The organism is Enterobacter sp. UPMP2052 (assembly GCF_053709675.1).
In genome coordinates, this window is record NZ_JBSKJR010000002.1 from 197979 (window position 1) to 213924 (window position 15946).

General features: G+C 58.4%; 16 protein-coding genes. 6 read left to right on the plus strand and 10 right to left on the minus strand.

The annotated features are described in order from the left end of the window. Nucleotides 1-228: 228 nt before the first annotated feature. Nucleotides 229-906: an iron efflux ABC transporter ATP-binding subunit FetA gene (gene fetA / locus ACWKX3_RS11070; protein WP_153689588.1), complete on the plus strand. Its 678-nt coding sequence runs from the start codon at nucleotides 229-231 to the stop codon at nucleotides 904-906. Beyond that, complete coding sequence (fetB, locus tag ACWKX3_RS11075) at nucleotides 893-1675, plus strand: iron efflux ABC transporter permease subunit FetB (RefSeq protein WP_058609956.1); 783 nt, start codon at nucleotides 893-895, stop codon at nucleotides 1673-1675. Before fetA ends, fetB begins: the two co-directional genes overlap by 14 nt. Before the next feature lie 46 nt (nucleotides 1676-1721). On the opposite strand, the gene ACWKX3_RS11080 is transcribed toward fetB, so the two are convergent. From ACWKX3_RS11080 to tesA, 3 genes are read right to left on the minus strand one after another with little or no spacing between them, the layout of a single operon-like run. Then, nucleotides 1722-2576, minus strand: a complete 855-nt coding sequence (locus ACWKX3_RS11080) for a co-chaperone YbbN (RefSeq protein WP_236347325.1) — start codon at nucleotides 2574-2576, stop codon at nucleotides 1722-1724. 58 nt (nucleotides 2577-2634) lie between these two features. Then, on the minus strand, nucleotides 2635-3444 hold the full coding sequence (locus ACWKX3_RS11085; protein ID WP_006176971.1) for an SDR family oxidoreductase: 810 nt from the start codon (nucleotides 3442-3444) through the stop codon (nucleotides 2635-2637). Further along, nucleotides 3434-4057: a multifunctional acyl-CoA thioesterase I/protease I/lysophospholipase L1 gene (gene tesA / locus ACWKX3_RS11090; protein ID WP_042320869.1), complete on the minus strand. Its 624-nt coding sequence runs from the start codon at nucleotides 4055-4057 to the stop codon at nucleotides 3434-3436. The genes ACWKX3_RS11085 and tesA overlap by 11 nt, the downstream gene beginning before the upstream one ends. Between tesA and ybbA the strand changes: the two genes are divergently transcribed. The 3 genes from ybbA (at nucleotide 4028) to ACWKX3_RS11105 (ending at nucleotide 8453) form a co-directional block, all read left to right on the plus strand. After that, nucleotides 4028-4714, plus strand: a complete 687-nt coding sequence (gene ybbA, locus ACWKX3_RS11095) for a putative ABC transporter ATP-binding protein YbbA (protein WP_101738127.1) — start codon at nucleotides 4028-4030, stop codon at nucleotides 4712-4714. The genes tesA and ybbA overlap by 30 nt on opposite strands. Next, the gene (gene ybbP / locus ACWKX3_RS11100; protein WP_400402006.1) at nucleotides 4711-7125 is read left to right on the plus strand and encodes a putative ABC transporter permease subunit YbbP; all 2415 of its coding nucleotides are present in this window, start codon (nucleotides 4711-4713) and stop codon (nucleotides 7123-7125) included. The genes ybbA and ybbP overlap by 4 nt, the downstream gene beginning before the upstream one ends. Nucleotides 7126-7307: 182 nt before the next feature. Then, a complete protein-coding gene (locus ACWKX3_RS11105) occupies nucleotides 7308-8453 on the plus strand; it encodes a porin (protein ID WP_088207810.1) in 1146 nt (381 codons plus the stop codon). 87 nt (nucleotides 8454-8540) lie between these two features. On the opposite strand, the gene mnmH is transcribed toward ACWKX3_RS11105, so the two are convergent. The 5 genes from mnmH to ppiB all read right to left on the minus strand — a co-directional run bounded on the left by mnmH (nucleotide 8541) and on the right by ppiB (nucleotide 12609). Next, entirely contained in the window at nucleotides 8541-9611 is a 1071-nt protein-coding gene (gene mnmH, locus ACWKX3_RS11110; protein WP_153688838.1) for a tRNA 2-selenouridine(34) synthase MnmH, read from the minus strand. Between the two features lie 84 nt (nucleotides 9612-9695). After that, the gene (gene purK / locus ACWKX3_RS11115; RefSeq protein WP_006176977.1) at nucleotides 9696-10763 is read right to left on the minus strand and encodes a 5-(carboxyamino)imidazole ribonucleotide synthase; all 1068 of its coding nucleotides are present in this window, start codon (nucleotides 10761-10763) and stop codon (nucleotides 9696-9698) included. Beyond that, nucleotides 10760-11269, minus strand: coding sequence for a 5-(carboxyamino)imidazole ribonucleotide mutase (gene purE / locus ACWKX3_RS11120; RefSeq protein WP_006176978.1), 510 nt, complete (start codon nucleotides 11267-11269; stop codon nucleotides 10760-10762). Before purE ends, purK begins: the two co-directional genes overlap by 4 nt. 119 nt (nucleotides 11270-11388) lie before the next feature. Further along, on the minus strand, nucleotides 11389-12111 hold the full coding sequence (gene lpxH / locus ACWKX3_RS11125) for a UDP-2,3-diacylglucosamine diphosphatase (RefSeq protein WP_058609960.1): 723 nt from the start codon (nucleotides 12109-12111) through the stop codon (nucleotides 11389-11391). A 3-nt stretch (nucleotides 12112-12114) separates the two neighbouring features. After that, nucleotides 12115-12609, minus strand: a complete 495-nt coding sequence (gene ppiB / locus ACWKX3_RS11130) for a peptidylprolyl isomerase B (protein WP_006176980.1) — start codon at nucleotides 12607-12609, stop codon at nucleotides 12115-12117. A 174-nt stretch (nucleotides 12610-12783) separates the two neighbouring features. On the opposite strand from ppiB, the gene cysS reads away from it, so the two are divergent. Beyond that, on the plus strand, nucleotides 12784-14169 hold the full coding sequence (cysS, locus tag ACWKX3_RS11135; RefSeq protein WP_042320872.1) for a cysteine--tRNA ligase: 1386 nt from the start codon (nucleotides 12784-12786) through the stop codon (nucleotides 14167-14169). Nucleotides 14170-14259: 90 nt separating this feature from the next. Here cysS and ACWKX3_RS11140 read toward each other — a convergent pair whose 3' ends face one another. Together ACWKX3_RS11140 and malI are read right to left on the minus strand one after the other, a co-directional pair. Next, complete coding sequence (locus tag ACWKX3_RS11140; protein WP_006176982.1) at nucleotides 14260-14781, minus strand: metal-dependent hydrolase; 522 nt, start codon at nucleotides 14779-14781, stop codon at nucleotides 14260-14262. A 73-nt stretch (nucleotides 14782-14854) separates the two neighbouring features. Further along, nucleotides 14855-15871, minus strand: coding sequence for a Mal regulon transcriptional regulator MalI (gene malI / locus ACWKX3_RS11145; RefSeq protein ID WP_088207805.1), 1017 nt, complete (start codon nucleotides 15869-15871; stop codon nucleotides 14855-14857). Nucleotides 15872-15946: the final 75 nt, after the last annotated feature.

Consider the following 15946-nt stretch of genomic DNA (forward strand, 5'->3'; position numbering starts at 1 on the left):
TATTTTTTGACTTAAATCATTAAAAAGTGTTTGTTAAGTGACCATTTACACTGCTGGTTTTTGCGATGCAGCGCGCGCTTTCGAACGAAATTTGCCATTTTTGTGATCGGAAGTGGGCTGTCATAACTGCAGGTATGCGCAGATACAGGTGTATAAAAGTCTTAATTAAAGTGTGGTTTCTGGGTTCGAATTAGACTTTTTATAGTCTTTTAAATAAAAGGGAGAATGATGGGAAACCATAACGTTCTATTGCAGATCAATGGGGTAGGCTATCGCGTGGGGGATGCCGCCATCCTGCAGCAGGTTAATTTCACGCTTACAGCCGGGGAGTTCAAGCTGATCACCGGGCCGTCCGGTTGCGGCAAAAGCACGCTGCTGAAAATTGTGGCGTCGTTGCTCAGCCCGACAGAGGGCACCGTGATGTTTGAGGGAAAGGATATTGCCACCCTTACGCCGGAAAGCTATCGGCAGCAGGTGTCTTACTGTGTGCAAACGCCGTCGCTGTTTGGCGAAACGGTTTACGACAACCTGATCTTCCCCTGGCAGCTGCGTAACAAAACGCCCGATCCGCAGCGCTTTACCGACGATCTGGCGCGGTTCGGCCTGTCACCGGAGACGCTGACCAAATCGATTAATGAACTGTCGGGCGGGGAGAAGCAGCGCGTCTCGCTGATCCGCAACCTGCAGTTCTTACCGAAGGTGCTGCTGCTGGATGAAATCACCAGCGCGCTGGACGACGTCAACAAACGCAACGTCAATGAGATCGTGCACGATTACGCGCGTGAGCAGAACATTGGCGTGCTGTGGGTGACGCACGACGCAAACGAAATTACCCATGCGGATGACGTCATCACCCTTAAACCGCAGGGCGGGAAAATGCAGGAGGCAAACCGTGGGCGAGCATAACATTACCAACGAATCGCTGGCGTTTTCGATGCTGCTGGTACTGGTGGCGATCGTGGTCAGCTACCGGGAAAAACTGGGGCTGGAGAAAGATATTCTGTGGAGTATTTGCCGCGCGATTATCCAGCTCATCATTGTCGGCTATGTGCTGAAGTACATTTTCAACGTTAACCACGCGGTACTCACGCTGCTGATGGTGCTGTTTATCTGCTTCAACGCGGCATGGAACGCGCAAAAGCGCAGCAAGTATATTGATAAGGCATTTCTCTCGTCGTTTATCGCGATCGCCACCGGCACCGCCCTGACGCTGGCGGTACTGGTGCTGTCCGGCTCGATTGAGTTCACCCCGATGCAGGTCATACCCATTTCCGGAATGATCGCCGGCAACGCGATGGTGGCGGTTGGGCTGTGCTATAACAATCTGGGCCAGCGCTTTAGCAGCGAGCAGCAGCAGATTCAGGAGAAGCTAAGCCTTGGGGCAACGCCCAAAATGGCGTCGGCGCGGCTGATTCGGGATAGCATTCGATCATCGCTTATCCCGACGGTGGATTCGGCCAAAACGGTCGGGCTGGTCAGTTTGCCCGGCATGATGTCGGGGCTGATCTTCGCGGGGATCGACCCGGTCAAGGCGATCAAGTATCAGATTATGGTGACCTTCATGCTGCTCTCGACGGCGAGCCTGTCGACCATCATCGCTTGCTACTTAACCTATCGGAAGTTTTACAACGCGCGCCATCAGCTGGTGGTGACGCAGTTGAAAGAGACGCGCTGAGAGAAAAGGTAGGCCCGGTAAGCACAGCGCCACCGGGCTTTTTTTATCAGTAGAGCAGGGCATACAGCTGGCGGCGATAGGTTGATGCCAGTGCGTCGCCGGTACCCAGCGCGGCGAGGATCTCCTGGAACATCTTACGCGCCTGGCCGTCTGCGGCACCCAGATCTTGTTTAAGATGGCCGAACAGCAGCGCCAGCGCCTCTTCGTTACGGCCCACCTGATGTAACTGCAGCGCAAGCTGGCTGGCAAGGGCAGCATCGGCCGGGTTGTCGGCAACCTGCTGTTGAAGCTGCTGGATCTCAGGGGTATCTGCCGCCTGTTTCAGCAGCTCGATCTGCGCCACCAGTCCCTGATAGCGGGTATCCTGGTCCTGCAGTGGAATGGTTTTCAGCACCGCTTCGGCGTCTTCTGAACGGTGCAGGGCAATCTGCGTTTCCGCCAGCAGTAGGCCAATCTGGCTCTCCTGGTTCGACAACTGCCATGCCTCTTTCAGCAGCGGCAGCGCCTCGTCGTATTTGCCGTCCTGCATCAGCGCCATGGCATCCTGCGCTTTCAGCTCTTCTTCACGCGGCAGCACTTTATCCAGCAGGGCGCGGATCGCCTCTTCTGGCTGCGGCCCCTGGAACCCGTCAACAGGCTGGCCGTTCTGGAACAGATACACCGTTGGGATCGCGCGCAGGCCAAACTGTGAGGCCACCATCTGCTCTGCGTCGCAATCCAGTTTTGCCAGAATGAACTGACCATTGTACTGCGCGGCGAGACGCTCAAGGACAGGCGTCAGCTCAAGGCAGTGCTGGCTGCGTTCAGACCAGAAGTAGAACAGCACCGGTTTAGTCATCGACTGTTCGAGCGTCTGGTGCAGGTTTGCTTCAGTAATATTGACGATATTCTGTACGGACATGCGGCATTCTCTTTTATCGGTTTGTACTTTACATGGGGGTCAGCGGCGACGCTTCAACTCAGCCGTGTAAAATTTTGTCCATCATTCGGCCCGGCAGCAGGCGTTTTAACCAGCCAACGGCGTGTGTCACCAGCGTTACCGGATAGCGCATTTTCGGTCTGTCACTCTCAAAAGCATGGCGCACTTTCGCGACGACCGCTTCCGGCCCGAGCGTAAAACGTGCGGCGATCCCGGGGTTTTCGACCGGTTTATCCGACTGCGTCTGGTTAACGTTATCGGTAAACCGGGTGCGGATGGGGCCTGGCTCGATCAGGCTGACCTTGATCCCGCTGTGGCGCAGCTCCATGCGCAGCGCATCGGACCAGGCTTCCAGCGCATATTTGCTGGCGGCGTAGGCGCCACGTCCGGGGGTAGATATCAGCCCCATCACCGAGGAGGTCATCACGATGCGACCCTCCCCGTGCGGCAGCATTGCCGGAAGCAGGCGCATTGTCAGCTGGTGGATGCCGAAGAAGTTGGCGGAAAATTGCTGCTCGAGCTGTTCGCGGGAAATGGTCTGCAGCGGGCCGTAAACGCCGTAACCGGCATTATTGAACAGGCCGAACAGACGGTTGTCGGTCAGGGCGATCACGTCATCTGCGGCACGTTCAATGCTCTCGGGGGAGTCCAGGTCCAGCAGAATGCCGGTCAGTCCCATGCCTGTCATCCGTGCTACGTCCTCAGGTTTGCGGCAGGCGGCCAGCACCCAAAATCCCTGGCGCTTCAGTTCGAGCGCGCTTTCAAGGCCGATTCCGCTGGAACATCCTGTAATTAAGACCGATTTTTGCATAACTTTACCTGTCAGGATCTCCGCTGAATTAGGAGTCATGTTTAACTAAAGGAGCCAGTCGCGTTGCCATCCAGTCGGCAATAAACGGCTGAGCATCGCGATTGGGGTGAATACCGTCGTCCTGCATCCATTGGGGTTTGAGATAGACCTCTTCCATGAAAAATGGCAGCAGCGGAATATCAAACTCTTTGGCAAGCTTAGGGTAAATCGCGCTAAAGGCTTCATTATACCGACGACCGTAGTTTGCGGGCAGGCGAATTTGCATCAGCAGGGGTTGGGCGTTAGCCGCTTTGATCTCCTGCAGAATGGTGCGCAGGGTGTGTTCCGTCTGCTGAGGCTGGAAACCGCGCAGACCATCGTTGCCGCCCAGCTCCACCAGCACCCAGCGCGGCTGATGCTGTTTGAGCAGCGCGGGCAGGCGCGACAGCCCCTGCTGTGAGGTATCGCCACTGATACTGCCGTTCACGACGGTGGTCTGACTCTGCCATTTGTCATTGAGCAGCGCAGGCCAGGCCGCACTGGCCGCCATACGATAGCCTGCGCTCAGGCTATCACCCAGAATAAGTAATGTGTCCGCTGCCGCCGCGCGGAAGGTCAACAGAATCAAAAACAGGAAGGGCAAATGCCAGCGGAAAACATTGTTGAAGTTCATCGTCTTGAGAAGTCCGTCGGTCAGGGGGAACACGAGCTTTCCATCCTTACCGGAGTTGAACTCGTTGTCAAACGCGCTGAAACCATCGCGCTGATTGGCGAATCCGGTTCCGGTAAGTCCACGCTGCTGGCGATTTTAGCCGGGCTGGACGACGGCAGTAGCGGCGAGGTCAATCTGGTCGGGCAGCCGTTGCACCAGCTTGATGAAGAGGCGCGCGCCGCGCTGCGTGCCCGGCATATCGGGTTTGTCTTTCAGTCCTTCATGCTTATCCCGACGCTGAACGCCCTGGAAAACGTCGAACTGCCGGGGTTGCTGCGCGGCGAAAACACCCGCGAGAGTCGCGATCACGCCAAAGCGCTGCTTGAGCAGTTGGGGCTGGGAAAACGTCTCGATCATCTTCCGGCCCAGCTTTCCGGCGGTGAACAGCAGCGTGTCGCCCTGGCGCGCGCCTTCAACGGTCGCCCGGAGGTGCTTTTCGCCGATGAACCGACCGGCAACCTGGACCGCAAAACCGGGGACAAAATTGCCGATCTGCTGTTTTCGCTCAACCGTGAACACGGCACGACCCTGATTCTGGTGACGCACGATCCGCAGCTGGCCGCGCGCTGCGACCGACGCCTGCGTCTGGTGAACGGTATTCTTCAGGAGGAAGCATGATTGCCCGCTGGTTCTGGCGCGAATGGCGCTCGCCGTCGCTGCTGATTGTCTGGCTGGCGTTAAGCCTGGCGGTGGCGTGCGTGCTGGCGCTCGGCAGCGTCAGCGACCGCATGGAAAAAGGGTTAAGCCAGCAAAGCCGCGAATTTATGGCGGGCGACAGGGCGCTGCAAAGCTCGCGCCCGGTCTCCTCCGCATGGATTGACGAAGCGCGCAGGACAGGGCTGAAGGTTGGCGAGCAGCTCACTTTCCAGACCATGACCTTCGCGGGCGATACCCCGCAGCTCGCCAGCGTCAAAGCGGTGGATGATATCTATCCGATGTACGGCGAGTTGCAGACCAATCCGCCCGGGCTCAAGCCGACGCCCGGCACGGTGCTGCTCGCCCCGCGCCTGATGGCCTTACTGAATCTGAAAACCGGCGACAGCATTGACGTGGGCGATGCCACGCTGACCATTGCCGGGGAGGTGGTCCAGGAGCCTGACTCCGGCTTTAACCCGTTCCAGCTTGCGCCGCGCCTGCTGATGAGCACCGCAGATGTGGCGAAAACCCACGCCGTTCAGCCGGGGAGCCGCGTCACCTGGCGCTACAAGTTCGGCGGCACGCCTGCCCAGCTTGAGGCCTATGAAAAATGGCTGTTGCCGCAACTCAAGCCAGAACACCGCTGGTACGGGCTGGAACAGGACGACGGGGCGCTGGGTAAATCCCTCGAACGTTCCCAGCAGTTCCTGCTGCTTTCGGCGCTGTTAACCCTGCTGCTGGCCGTCGCGGCGGTTGCCGTGGCGATGGGGCACTACTGCCGCAGCCGTTACGATTTAGTGGCGATCCTCAAAACATTGGGGGCGGGCAGGGCGCAACTGCGCAGGCTGATCGTCGGCCAGTGGCTGATGGTGCTGGCGCTGTCTGCTGTTACCGGCGGGGCAATAGGCCTGCTGTTTGAAAAGCTGCTGATGGTGCTGCTCAAACCGGTGCTGCCAGCCGCGCTGCCCCCCGCCAGCCTCTGGCCGTGGCTGTGGGCCATTGGCGCGATGACCGTGATTTCCCTGCTGGTGGGGCTGCGTCCGTACCGGCTGCTGCTTGCCACCCAACCGCTGCGCGTGCTGCGCCGCGATGCGGTGGCGAACGTCTGGCCGCTGAGGTTTTACCTGCCGGTGATCATCGCCGTGGCGGTTGGCCTGCTGGCCTGGCTGATGGGCGGCAGCACGCTGCTGTGGGCTGTTCTGGCGGGCGCGGTGGTGCTGGCGCTGCTGTGCGGCGTGGTGGGCTGGCTGCTGCTGAAGGTAATGAAAAAACTCACGGTAAAATCCCTGCCGGTGCGGCTGGCGGTTAACCGTCTGCTGCATCAGCCGTGGTCCACGCTCAGCCAGCTGTCGGCATTTTCGCTGTCGTTTATGTTGCTGGCGCTGCTTTTGGTACTGCGTGGCGATCTGCTGGATCGCTGGCAGCAGCAGCTTCCGCCGGAAAGCCCGAACTATTTCCTGATCAACATTGCCCCCGAGCAGGTGACGCCGCTGAAAGGCTTCCTCGCTGAGCATCAGATCGTGCCGGAGGCGTTCTACCCGATCGTTCGCGCGCGTCTGACGCAAATTAATGGTCAGTCGACCGACGGCAATAAGGATGAATCGCTTAACCGCGAGCTGAACCTGACCTGGCAGGATAAACGCCCGGACCATAACCCGATTACCGCCGGCACCTGGCCGCCGAAAGCGGGCGAGGTGTCGATGGAAGAGGGGCTGGCGAAGCGCCTGAACGTGAAGCTGGGGGATCGCGTGACCTTCACCGGCGACACGCAGGACTTCAGCGCCAGCGTGACCAGCCTGCGCAAGGTCGACTGGGAAAGCCTGCGGCCCAATTTCTTCTTTATCTTCCCGACGGGTGCCCTCGACGGTCAGCCGCAGAGCTGGCTGACCAGCTTCCGCTGGGAGAATGGCAATGGCATGCTGACCCAGCTTAACCGGGAGTTCCCGACGGTGAGCCTGCTGGATATCGGTGCGATCCTTAAGCAGGTGGGGCAGGTGCTGGAGCAGGTAAGCCGTGCGCTGGAAGTGATGGTGGTGCTGGTGACGATTTGCGGCGTGCTGTTGCTGCTGGCCCAGGTGCAGGTCGGCATGCGCCAGCGGCATCAGGAGCTGGTGGTCTACCGCACGCTGGGAGCCGGTAAGCGGCTGCTGCGCGCCACGCTGTGGAGCGAGTTCGCCTTGCTCGGACTGGTGGCCGGGCTGGTAGCGGCCATCGGCGCGGAGACGGCGCTGGCGGTACTCCAGACCAGGGTCTTTGATTTCCCCTGGGAGCCGGACTGGCGTTTGTGGGTCATCCTGCCCCTGAGCGGCGCGATCCTGCTTTCACTGTGCGGCGGCTGGCTCGGGACGCGGCTTCTGAAAGGCAAGGCGCTGTTCCGCCAGTTTGTCAGTTAGTTTAGCGTTGTGATGATTACGCACCGGTTTATATGCTGGTGCGTAATCATTTGGTAGCACGAAACGATAATACCCACGCATTTAGTAGCACAAATCATTAAAAACCTGCCCACACAGCTCGATTATTTCCGGTTAATATTCACCAGCTAAATATTTAGCAGCGTGTCTATCAAGGAAAAATAATGACTATAAAAAAATCAGCGCTGGCGGCAACGATCGGCGCGGCAGTGGCATTAACCACCTTCGCATCCCAGGCGGAAATCACCGTCCTTAAACAAGATCCTCAGGCGGGCGATCCGCTGAGCCGTCTGAACTTCACCGTGGGCGGCAGCATCCGTCCGCAGTTCAACATGATGACCGGTGACGGTGACAAAGGTTCCTACAAGCGTAACGGCTTCGACGGCGGCACCCGTTTCCGCTTCGCAGCAGATTACTACCTGTTTGATGACATCAGCTGGGTAAGCTATTACGAGCTGGGCGTGAACATTCCTGCGCTGTTCAACTGGGATAACCACTACGCGGAAGGCGCGAACGACACCTCCCGCCGCATGCTTTACACCGGCCTGAAGAGCGATACCTGGGGTACGCTGACCTTCGGCCAGCAGAACAGCGTTTACTACGACGTGGTTGGCGCGAAAACCGATATCTGGGACTACGACATGATCGGCCAGGCACCGGGTAACGGTATCAACGGCGATTACGACGGCTCTTATCGTTCACGCAAAATGCTGAAATATAAGAAAACCGTTGGCGATGCGGATATCTATGCATCCTACCTGTTTGAAGACAGCGAATACCTGCCAGGCAACGGCCTGCGTTACAAACGTAAAGGCGGCGGTTCACTGGGTCTGGACTACCACCTGACCACCGACCTGACCTGGGGCGCGGCGTGGAACTATACCCGCGCAGATATGCGTAACCCGGACAACGGCGACAGCAAATCCTACGACCAGAACATCCTCGGCACCGCGCTGAGCTGGACGCCGGATAACTGGACCTTCTCCGCAGGCGGCGGCTGGTATCAGAACTTCCTGACCACCAAAAAAGTCTCTACCGATAACTATTTCGCGGGTGACGCGTGGGGTATTGAATACTTCGCAGGCTATAAATTCCCGGTCGGCCAGTATGCGGTGAAATCCATCCAGCCTTACTTCATGGGCGATCGCATCCAGTATGTGAATGGCCGCAACTACCAGCGCATCGACAACGGCGTGGGTATCAGCTTCCAGCTGGATTACGGTTTCCGCGTGGATTACGAGCACGTGTTCACCTCCAGCACCGACGACCTGGGCGATATGAACCTGGTGCGTCTGCGTTACGACTTCTAAGCCGTCTGTTCCCCGGTGGCGCTGCGCTTACCGGGGCGACAAAAGCAATCGTAGGCCGGGTAAGGCACAGCCGCCACCCGGCTTTTTTCAGCGGTTCAACCAGTCCGCAACCTCTGCGAACGTGCCGCGATAAACAATCTTGTCCGCTTTCTTCTCAAGCTGATAGCTGTACATCGGGTCGTAATAGTCGTTAAGCAGGGGCGCAAGCCAGCTAAAGTGAACCTCAGTGCAGCCCGTCCGATGCTGTTCAAGCAACGCGGAATCAAGCAGGGCAGTCAATTCGGCATAGCGCTGCAGCCCCAGACGGCGGCGAATAGCGTAAAGCCCGTGATGCAGGTATTCGCTGTATTCTTTCCAGCCAGCTTCTTCGCCATAGGCGGCAGAGAAGTCCGCCCACATATGGTCGAAATACTCTTCGCGCAGCCGCTCAAGGCGAACATCAAACGGATCGTCCACGACGGCGATCGGGGCCTCAACCATGCGGTCGCGCAGGCACTCCGGCAGATGGTTGGAGCCAATCATCCGGCCTTCATCTTCCAGCACCCAGCGCGTGGCATCTTTTTTCAATAGCTCAACTGCAAGGTGATTTTCAAAGCTCGCCTGGGAAAGCTGCGGCGTAAGGGTGCGGCCAAATGACGAGCCGCGATGATGCGCCAGCCCTTCCAGATCGATGCCCTGCGCATGCTGTTTTACCAGCAGGGTTTTACCGTTTCCGGTACAGCCGCCGATAAGCACCATCGGTTTTTGTGACTGCTCGACCGTCGCCTGAATCGCGGCCTGACGCAGGGCCTTATAGCCGCCGCGGATCAGCGGGTAGTCGATACCCGCCTCTTTCAGCCAGGCCTGTGAAATATGCGAACGCTGGCCACCGCGCGCGCAGCAAAAATAGCCGTCAGGGTGGGCAAGGCTGGCCTCGCGCCAGGCGTTAATCCGCTCGTCGCGCGTTGCGCCCGCAACCAGACTGTGACCGAGTGCAAGCGCCGCTTCCGGCCCCTGACGTTTATAGCAGGTGCCGACGGCGGCACGCTCGTCGTCGTCCATCAAGGGCAGGTTGATGGCGGCGGGCATCGCACCCTGGGCAAATTCGATCGGCGCGCGAACGTCGATTAAAGGGGTATCGGACGCGAGGATCGCGCGATAGTCCGTTCCATCGTTCATGGTTATTCCAGAAGAAAACTAAGCAGCAATGGGCGGGGATTGTACGCCGGGGAAGGGGAAGATCAACTCCCCGGCGCAGATGTCTTACTTAAGCTTTGATTGCGCCCAGACAATGCCGCTCGCATAGTCCGGCGGCAACAGCGGGGTAATGGCTTCCAGCGTCGCGCGCAGGCGGTCTGTATCGGAATCATTAAGGTTCAGGTGACCGACCTTACGGCCCGGGCGAACCTCTTTATCGTACCAGTGCAGATGCACCAGCGGCAGCTTCAGCCAGTCGTAGTTCAGATCGGTCCCGATCAGGTTGATCATCACCGATGGGCTGTTCACCACCGGCTGCGGCAGCGGCAGGTCGGTAATGGCGCGCAGGTGCAGTTCAAACTGGCTAATCGACGCGCCGTTTTGCGTCCAGTGGCCGCTGTTGTGCACGCGCGGTGCCAGCTCGTTGATCAGCAGACCGGACGGCGTGATAAAGCACTCCATCGCCATCACGCCCACGTAGCCCAGCTCGTGCATGATGGCAGAGAGCATCTCTTCCGCCTGCGCCTGCTGCGCGGCGTTAGCCAGCGGGAAGGCCACGCTGGTGCGCAGAATGCCGTCCTGATGCAGGTTATGCGTCAGGGGATAGAACACCGTGCTGCCGTCATGGGCGCGAGCCCCAACCAGCGATACTTCACCGCTAAAGTTGATGCCCTGCTCAACGATGCACTCGCCGTAGCACTCTTCCGGCAGTTCAGCGGTTTCATGGGCGCGCAGTCGCCACTGGCCGCGCCCGTCGTAACCGCCCACGCGGCGCTTAACGATAGCCAGCTCGCCCAGCATCGCGAAGATGTCATTCCACTCACGTTTGTCAGACAGCAGCTGCCACGGCGCGGTCGCCAGACCGAGCTTATCGAACAGCTGTTTTTGCGTCAGACGGTCGGCGATGATCGGAAACACATCGCGGTTAACGAAGGCGTTATGCCGCGCCAGTTCGCGGGTCAGGGCGGTTTCCGGCCAGCGTTCAATCTCGGCGGTAATGACGCTCTGGTGGAACGGCACGGCTTCCGGTTCGGCGTCCAGCCCGACGGGCCAGACGGAAATACCCAGCGGCTCACCGGCCTGACGCAGCATACGGCCCAGCTGACCGTTGCCGAGAACGCAAACCTGCTTCATGCCGCACCTCGTGGGTCCGGGTTATCCAGCACCTCGTCGGTCTGGGCTTTACGCCACGCAACCAGACGCTGATGCAGCGCTTTATCCTGGGTCGCCAGGATCTGTGCAGCGAGCAGGGCGGCGTTGGCCGCACCCGCTTTGCCAATCGCCAGCGTACCCACAGGAATACCGCGCGGCATCTGGACGATGGAATAGAGGCTATCGACACCGCTCAACGCCGCGCTCTGGACCGGAACGCCCAGTACCGGCACCAGCGTTTTGGCGGCAATCATGCCCGGCAGGTGTGCTGCGCCGCCCGCACCGGCAATAATCACCGCGTAGCCGTTCTCTTCTGCGCCTTCGGCGAAGCTGAACAGCTTATCGGGAGTACGGTGTGCGGAGACCACTTCAACGTGGTGCGGAACGTCCAGGATTTCGAAGATTTCGGCGGCGAACTGCATGGTAGCCCAGTCGCTTTTGGACCCCATCACGATGGCGACACGCGCCGGATTATTGCGGGAAGACATGCGTCTTAAAACTCCTGTGGTGCGGAACACACTGCTTTCGAGGGCACAGAGAATAGCATGTAATATCGGCAAGGAAAACGGTTGCGCGGGTAAACTTGCCGCAAAATTACGCGGGAAAATCAGAACGGAAAGGCGATCAGTTCAACGCCGTCGGGGGTGACCTTGACCATCGATCCTTCGCTGTGCCATGCGCCTAATACCACGCGATGCGCGGGTTCGCCGTTGGCGATAAGGTTGTGCACGTCAGGACGATGGGTATGACCGTGGATCAACCACTGGACGCGGTGTTTTTCCATCACGTTAACCACTGCCTGCGGGTTAACGTCCATGATGGTCATCGATTTGCTGCTGTTGGCGGCTTTACTGCTCGCGCGCATTTTGGCCGCGATACGGCTGCGGATAAACAGCGGCAGGGCGAGGAACAGCGTCTGGATCCAGGGCGTATGCACTTTGGCGCGAAACGCCAGGTAGCCGGTATCGTCGGTGCAGAGCGTATCGCCGTGCATGATCAGCACCTTGCGGCCATAGAGATCGAGCACCTGCTCTTCCGGCAGCAGCGTCATGCCGGATTCGCGCGCGTAGCGTTTGCCCAGCAGGAAATCACGGTTGCCGTGGATAAAGGCGCAGGGCACGCCGGAATCCACCAGCGTCTTAATGGCCTCAGCCACTTCACGGTGCAGCGGGGTGGGGTCGTCGTCGCCAATCCAGGCTTCAAACAGATCGCCCAGAATATACAGCGCATCGGCGCTTTTCGCTTCACCGCGTAAAAAACGCAGAAAACCGGCGGTGATCGCCGGTTCTTCTGTTTGCAGATGCAGATCTGCAATAAAGAGTGTCGCCACGAATTACTCGCTGACGGTCACGCTTGTGATGATAACGTCTTCTTTAGGAACGTCCTGGTGCATACCGCTGCGGCCAGTGGCAACGCCTTTGATCTTATCAACCACGTCCATCCCTTCAACCACTTCTGCGAATACGCAGTAGCCCCAACCCTGCAGGCTTTCGCCAGAGAAGTTCAGAAAGTCGTTGTCAGCCACGTTGATGAAGAACTGCGCGGTTGCAGAGTGAGGAGCCTGAGTACGCGCCATCGCCAGCGTACCACGGGTGTTTTTCAGCCCGTTGTTCGCTTCGTTTTTGATCGCTTCTTTCGTCTCTTTCTGGTTCATGCCAGGTTCGAAACCGCCGCCCTGGATCATAAAGCCGTTGATCACACGGTGGAAAATAGTGTTGTTGTAGAAACCTTCGCGGCAGTAGTCCAGGAAGTTTTTAACTGTTTCAGGCGCTTTGTCATCAAAGGTCTTGATTACGATATCGCCATGATTAGTGTGGAAAGTAACCATTTTTGCATCCTGTTCCGTTATTGTGGTACGTCGACCCGTGCTCGGGTCACATATAGGGGCTTGTTATAGCATAACCATAAGGCGCGATCACCTTGCATTGTGTGCTGCTTCGGGTTTGAATTACGGGTAGAATAGTCGGTTTTCGTCCACACACGTGTTTACATGGAATCTTCGATGTTAAAAATCTTTAATACAATGACGCGCCAAAAAGAGGAATTTAAACCTATCCATGCCGGGGAAGTCGGCATGTACGTGTGTGGTATTACGGTTTACGACCTCTGTCATATCGGCCATGGCCGTACCTTTGTTGCTTTCGACGTGGTTTCGCGTTACCTGCGTTTTTTGGGCTACAACCTGAAGTACGTGCGCAACATCACCGATATCGACGACAAAATCATTAAGCGCGCTAATGAAAATGGCGAAAGCTTTGTGGCGCTGGTCGATCGCATGATCGCCGAAATGCACAACGATTTTGATGCGCTGAACATCCAGCGCCCGGACAGCGAGCCGCGCGCAACGCACCATATTCATGAAATTATCGATATCACCGAAAAGCTGATCGAACGTGGCCACGCCTATGTTGCCGACAACGGCGACGTGATGTTCTCCGTGCCGACCGACCCCACGTACGGCCAACTCTCCCGTCAGGATCTGGAGCAGCTTCAGGCCGGTGCGCGCGTTGACGTGGTTGACGTGAAGCGTAACCCGATGGACTTCGTGCTGTGGAAGATGTCCAAAGCGGGCGAGCCAAGCTGGCCGTCTCCGTGGGGCGAAGGCCGTCCGGGCTGGCACATTGAATGTTCCGCGATGAACTGCAAACAGCTGGGCAAACACTTCGATATTCACGGCGGCGGATCGGACCTGATGTTCCCACACCATGAGAACGAAATTGCACAGTCTACCTGCGCCCACGGCGGCGAATACGTCAACTACTGGATGCACTCCGGCATGGTGATGGTTGACCGCGAGAAGATGTCGAAATCGCTGGGCAACTTCTTTACCGTGCGTGACGTGCTGAAGTATTACGACGCGGAAACCGTGCGCTACTTCCTGATGTCCGGTCACTACCGCAGCCAGCTGAACTACAGCGAAGAGAACCTGAAGCAGGCGCGCTCGGCGCTGGAGCGTCTGTACACCGCGCTGCGCGGCACCGATAAGTCAGTACCGGCTGCGGGCGGCGAGGCGTTTGAAGCCCGCTTTGTTGAGGTGATGAACGACGACTTCAACACGCCGGAAGCCTACTCCGTGCTGTTCGACATGGCGCGCGAAGTGAACCGCCTGAAGTCTGAGGACATGGCCGCGGCGAACGCGCTGGCATCGCACCTGCGTAAGCTCTCCTCCGTGCTCGGCCTGCTGGAGCAGGAGCCAGACGCGTTCCTGCAGAGCGGTGCCCAGGCAGACGAGGGTGAAGTGGCTGAGATTGAGCAGCTTATCAAGGCGCGTCTGGAAGCACGTCAGGCGAAAGACTGGGCGGCCGCAGATGCAGCGCGTAACCGTCTGACCGAGATGGGCATTATTCTGGAAGATGGCCCGCAGGGCACGACCTGGCGCCGTAAGTAAGTGCGTCATGCCCGGTGGCGCTTACGCTTACCGGGCCTACAAATCCAGACCGTAGGCCGGGTAAGGCGTAGCCGCCACCCGGCTTTTCTTTTACCTCCGCCTCCACCACAGAACCCCCAGCACCACCGCCCCCGGCAGCCACACCCACAGCAGTTCTGAAAGTATCACCTGATGCCCGTACGGCGTGGCATAGCGCGACAGCGCAAACGGCGCGACCTTAATCACCTGCCACGGTGCGAAGAACCGTTCATCCGACCACGGCCACAGCCAGCCGACACCTTTTCCGCCTGTGGTTATTGAATCCAGCAGGCTGTGCGACAGTAACGATACGGTGAGAAACAGCCAGCAGCGGGTCAGGCTTGCCCTGAACCAGCGTCGGCCAATGAACACGCAGAGAAGAGGCACCACAAAGGCAAACAGCAGTGAATGGGTAAAGCCGCGGTGGCCGAAGACGTTGCCATAGGCCACGCCGAACTTAAACGCCAGCACGTCGGCGTCCGGCAGCATGGCGAGGACAACACCCGCAAACAGCAGGCGCGGAGGGATAACCTTTGTTCCCAGTCCTAAGCCCAGGCACAGCGGAACGGCAGCGTGAGTGATAACGGTCGGCATCGGTATATTCCAGGCTAAAGCAGGGAAATATAGCAGCGAATGCCGGCAAAAAGAGCGGGGTTAAATTCTGATTTTACGCCGATTCGCGGGCGATAAGCTGGCCGGAAAGGGTGATACGCTGGGTTTGCAGTTCCGGCTCTTTGAGCTTGCGGATCATCAGCCCGGCGGCCTGCCGTCCGGTCTCTTCGCTGGCCGAGGAAACATAGGTGAAAGACGGCGAGGTAAGGTTCACGTGCAGCATATCTTCAAAACCCACCAGCGCGACCTGCTGCGTCAGAAACACGTCTTTACCGACGGTGCGCCCCACCTGGTGGATGCCGGAAACAGAGCCGATCATCGCATCCGGCGAGTGGCAGAGCAGGGCGGTGATGCTGTTGTTTTTTTCCAGCAGATGACGGGTGGCGTAACCGGCCGCCAGCGTATCATCGCTGCAGGCCGGGGAGAACTCCTCCCGCCAGACCAGCCCGTTCTGCGTCAGCGCGCTGCGAAACCCGAGCAGACGCTGTTCGCGGATATGACAGCCTTCACGCCCGCCAATATAGGCGATAGCGCGATGACCACGCTCGATAAGATAGCGCGCGGCAAGGTTCGCCGCCTGGCGGTTGTCGCGCATCACCAGGTTGCATTTTTCATCCAGCAGAGACTGAGACACCACCACCAGCGGCAGCGGACACTGACGAATGTGCTCCGGCAGAGCGGCGGTACGGGTATCGGAGGCAAGATAGATCACCCCCGCCACGCCCTGCTGCTTAAACGACAGCAGGCAGCGCGCCAGCCGATCGCCATCGTTCAGCGGCTGGCCGAGAAAAACCATGTAGCCCTGTTTCTCCAGCTCCTGAACAATGCTTGCCATCACCTTGATGGAAAAGCTGTCGCTGAAGTCCCGCAGGATCAGGCCGATAAGATTGGAGGTGTTGGCGCGAAGATTGGCGGCAGCGACGTTATGAACATAGCCGAGCGCAGTGATGGCAGCATTGACCTTCCCGATCGTGGCCTCTGAGATTTTCCCTTTCTGGCGTAGCACCAGCGACACGGTAGAAACCGAGACCCCCGCATGCTTTGCGACATCAATAATGCTGACTTTCTTCAAAACCGCTCCCTGAAATTTACCGATTATCAGCCAGATATGACACGTCTCCCAGCGTACAGGAGACGTATCGTTCAG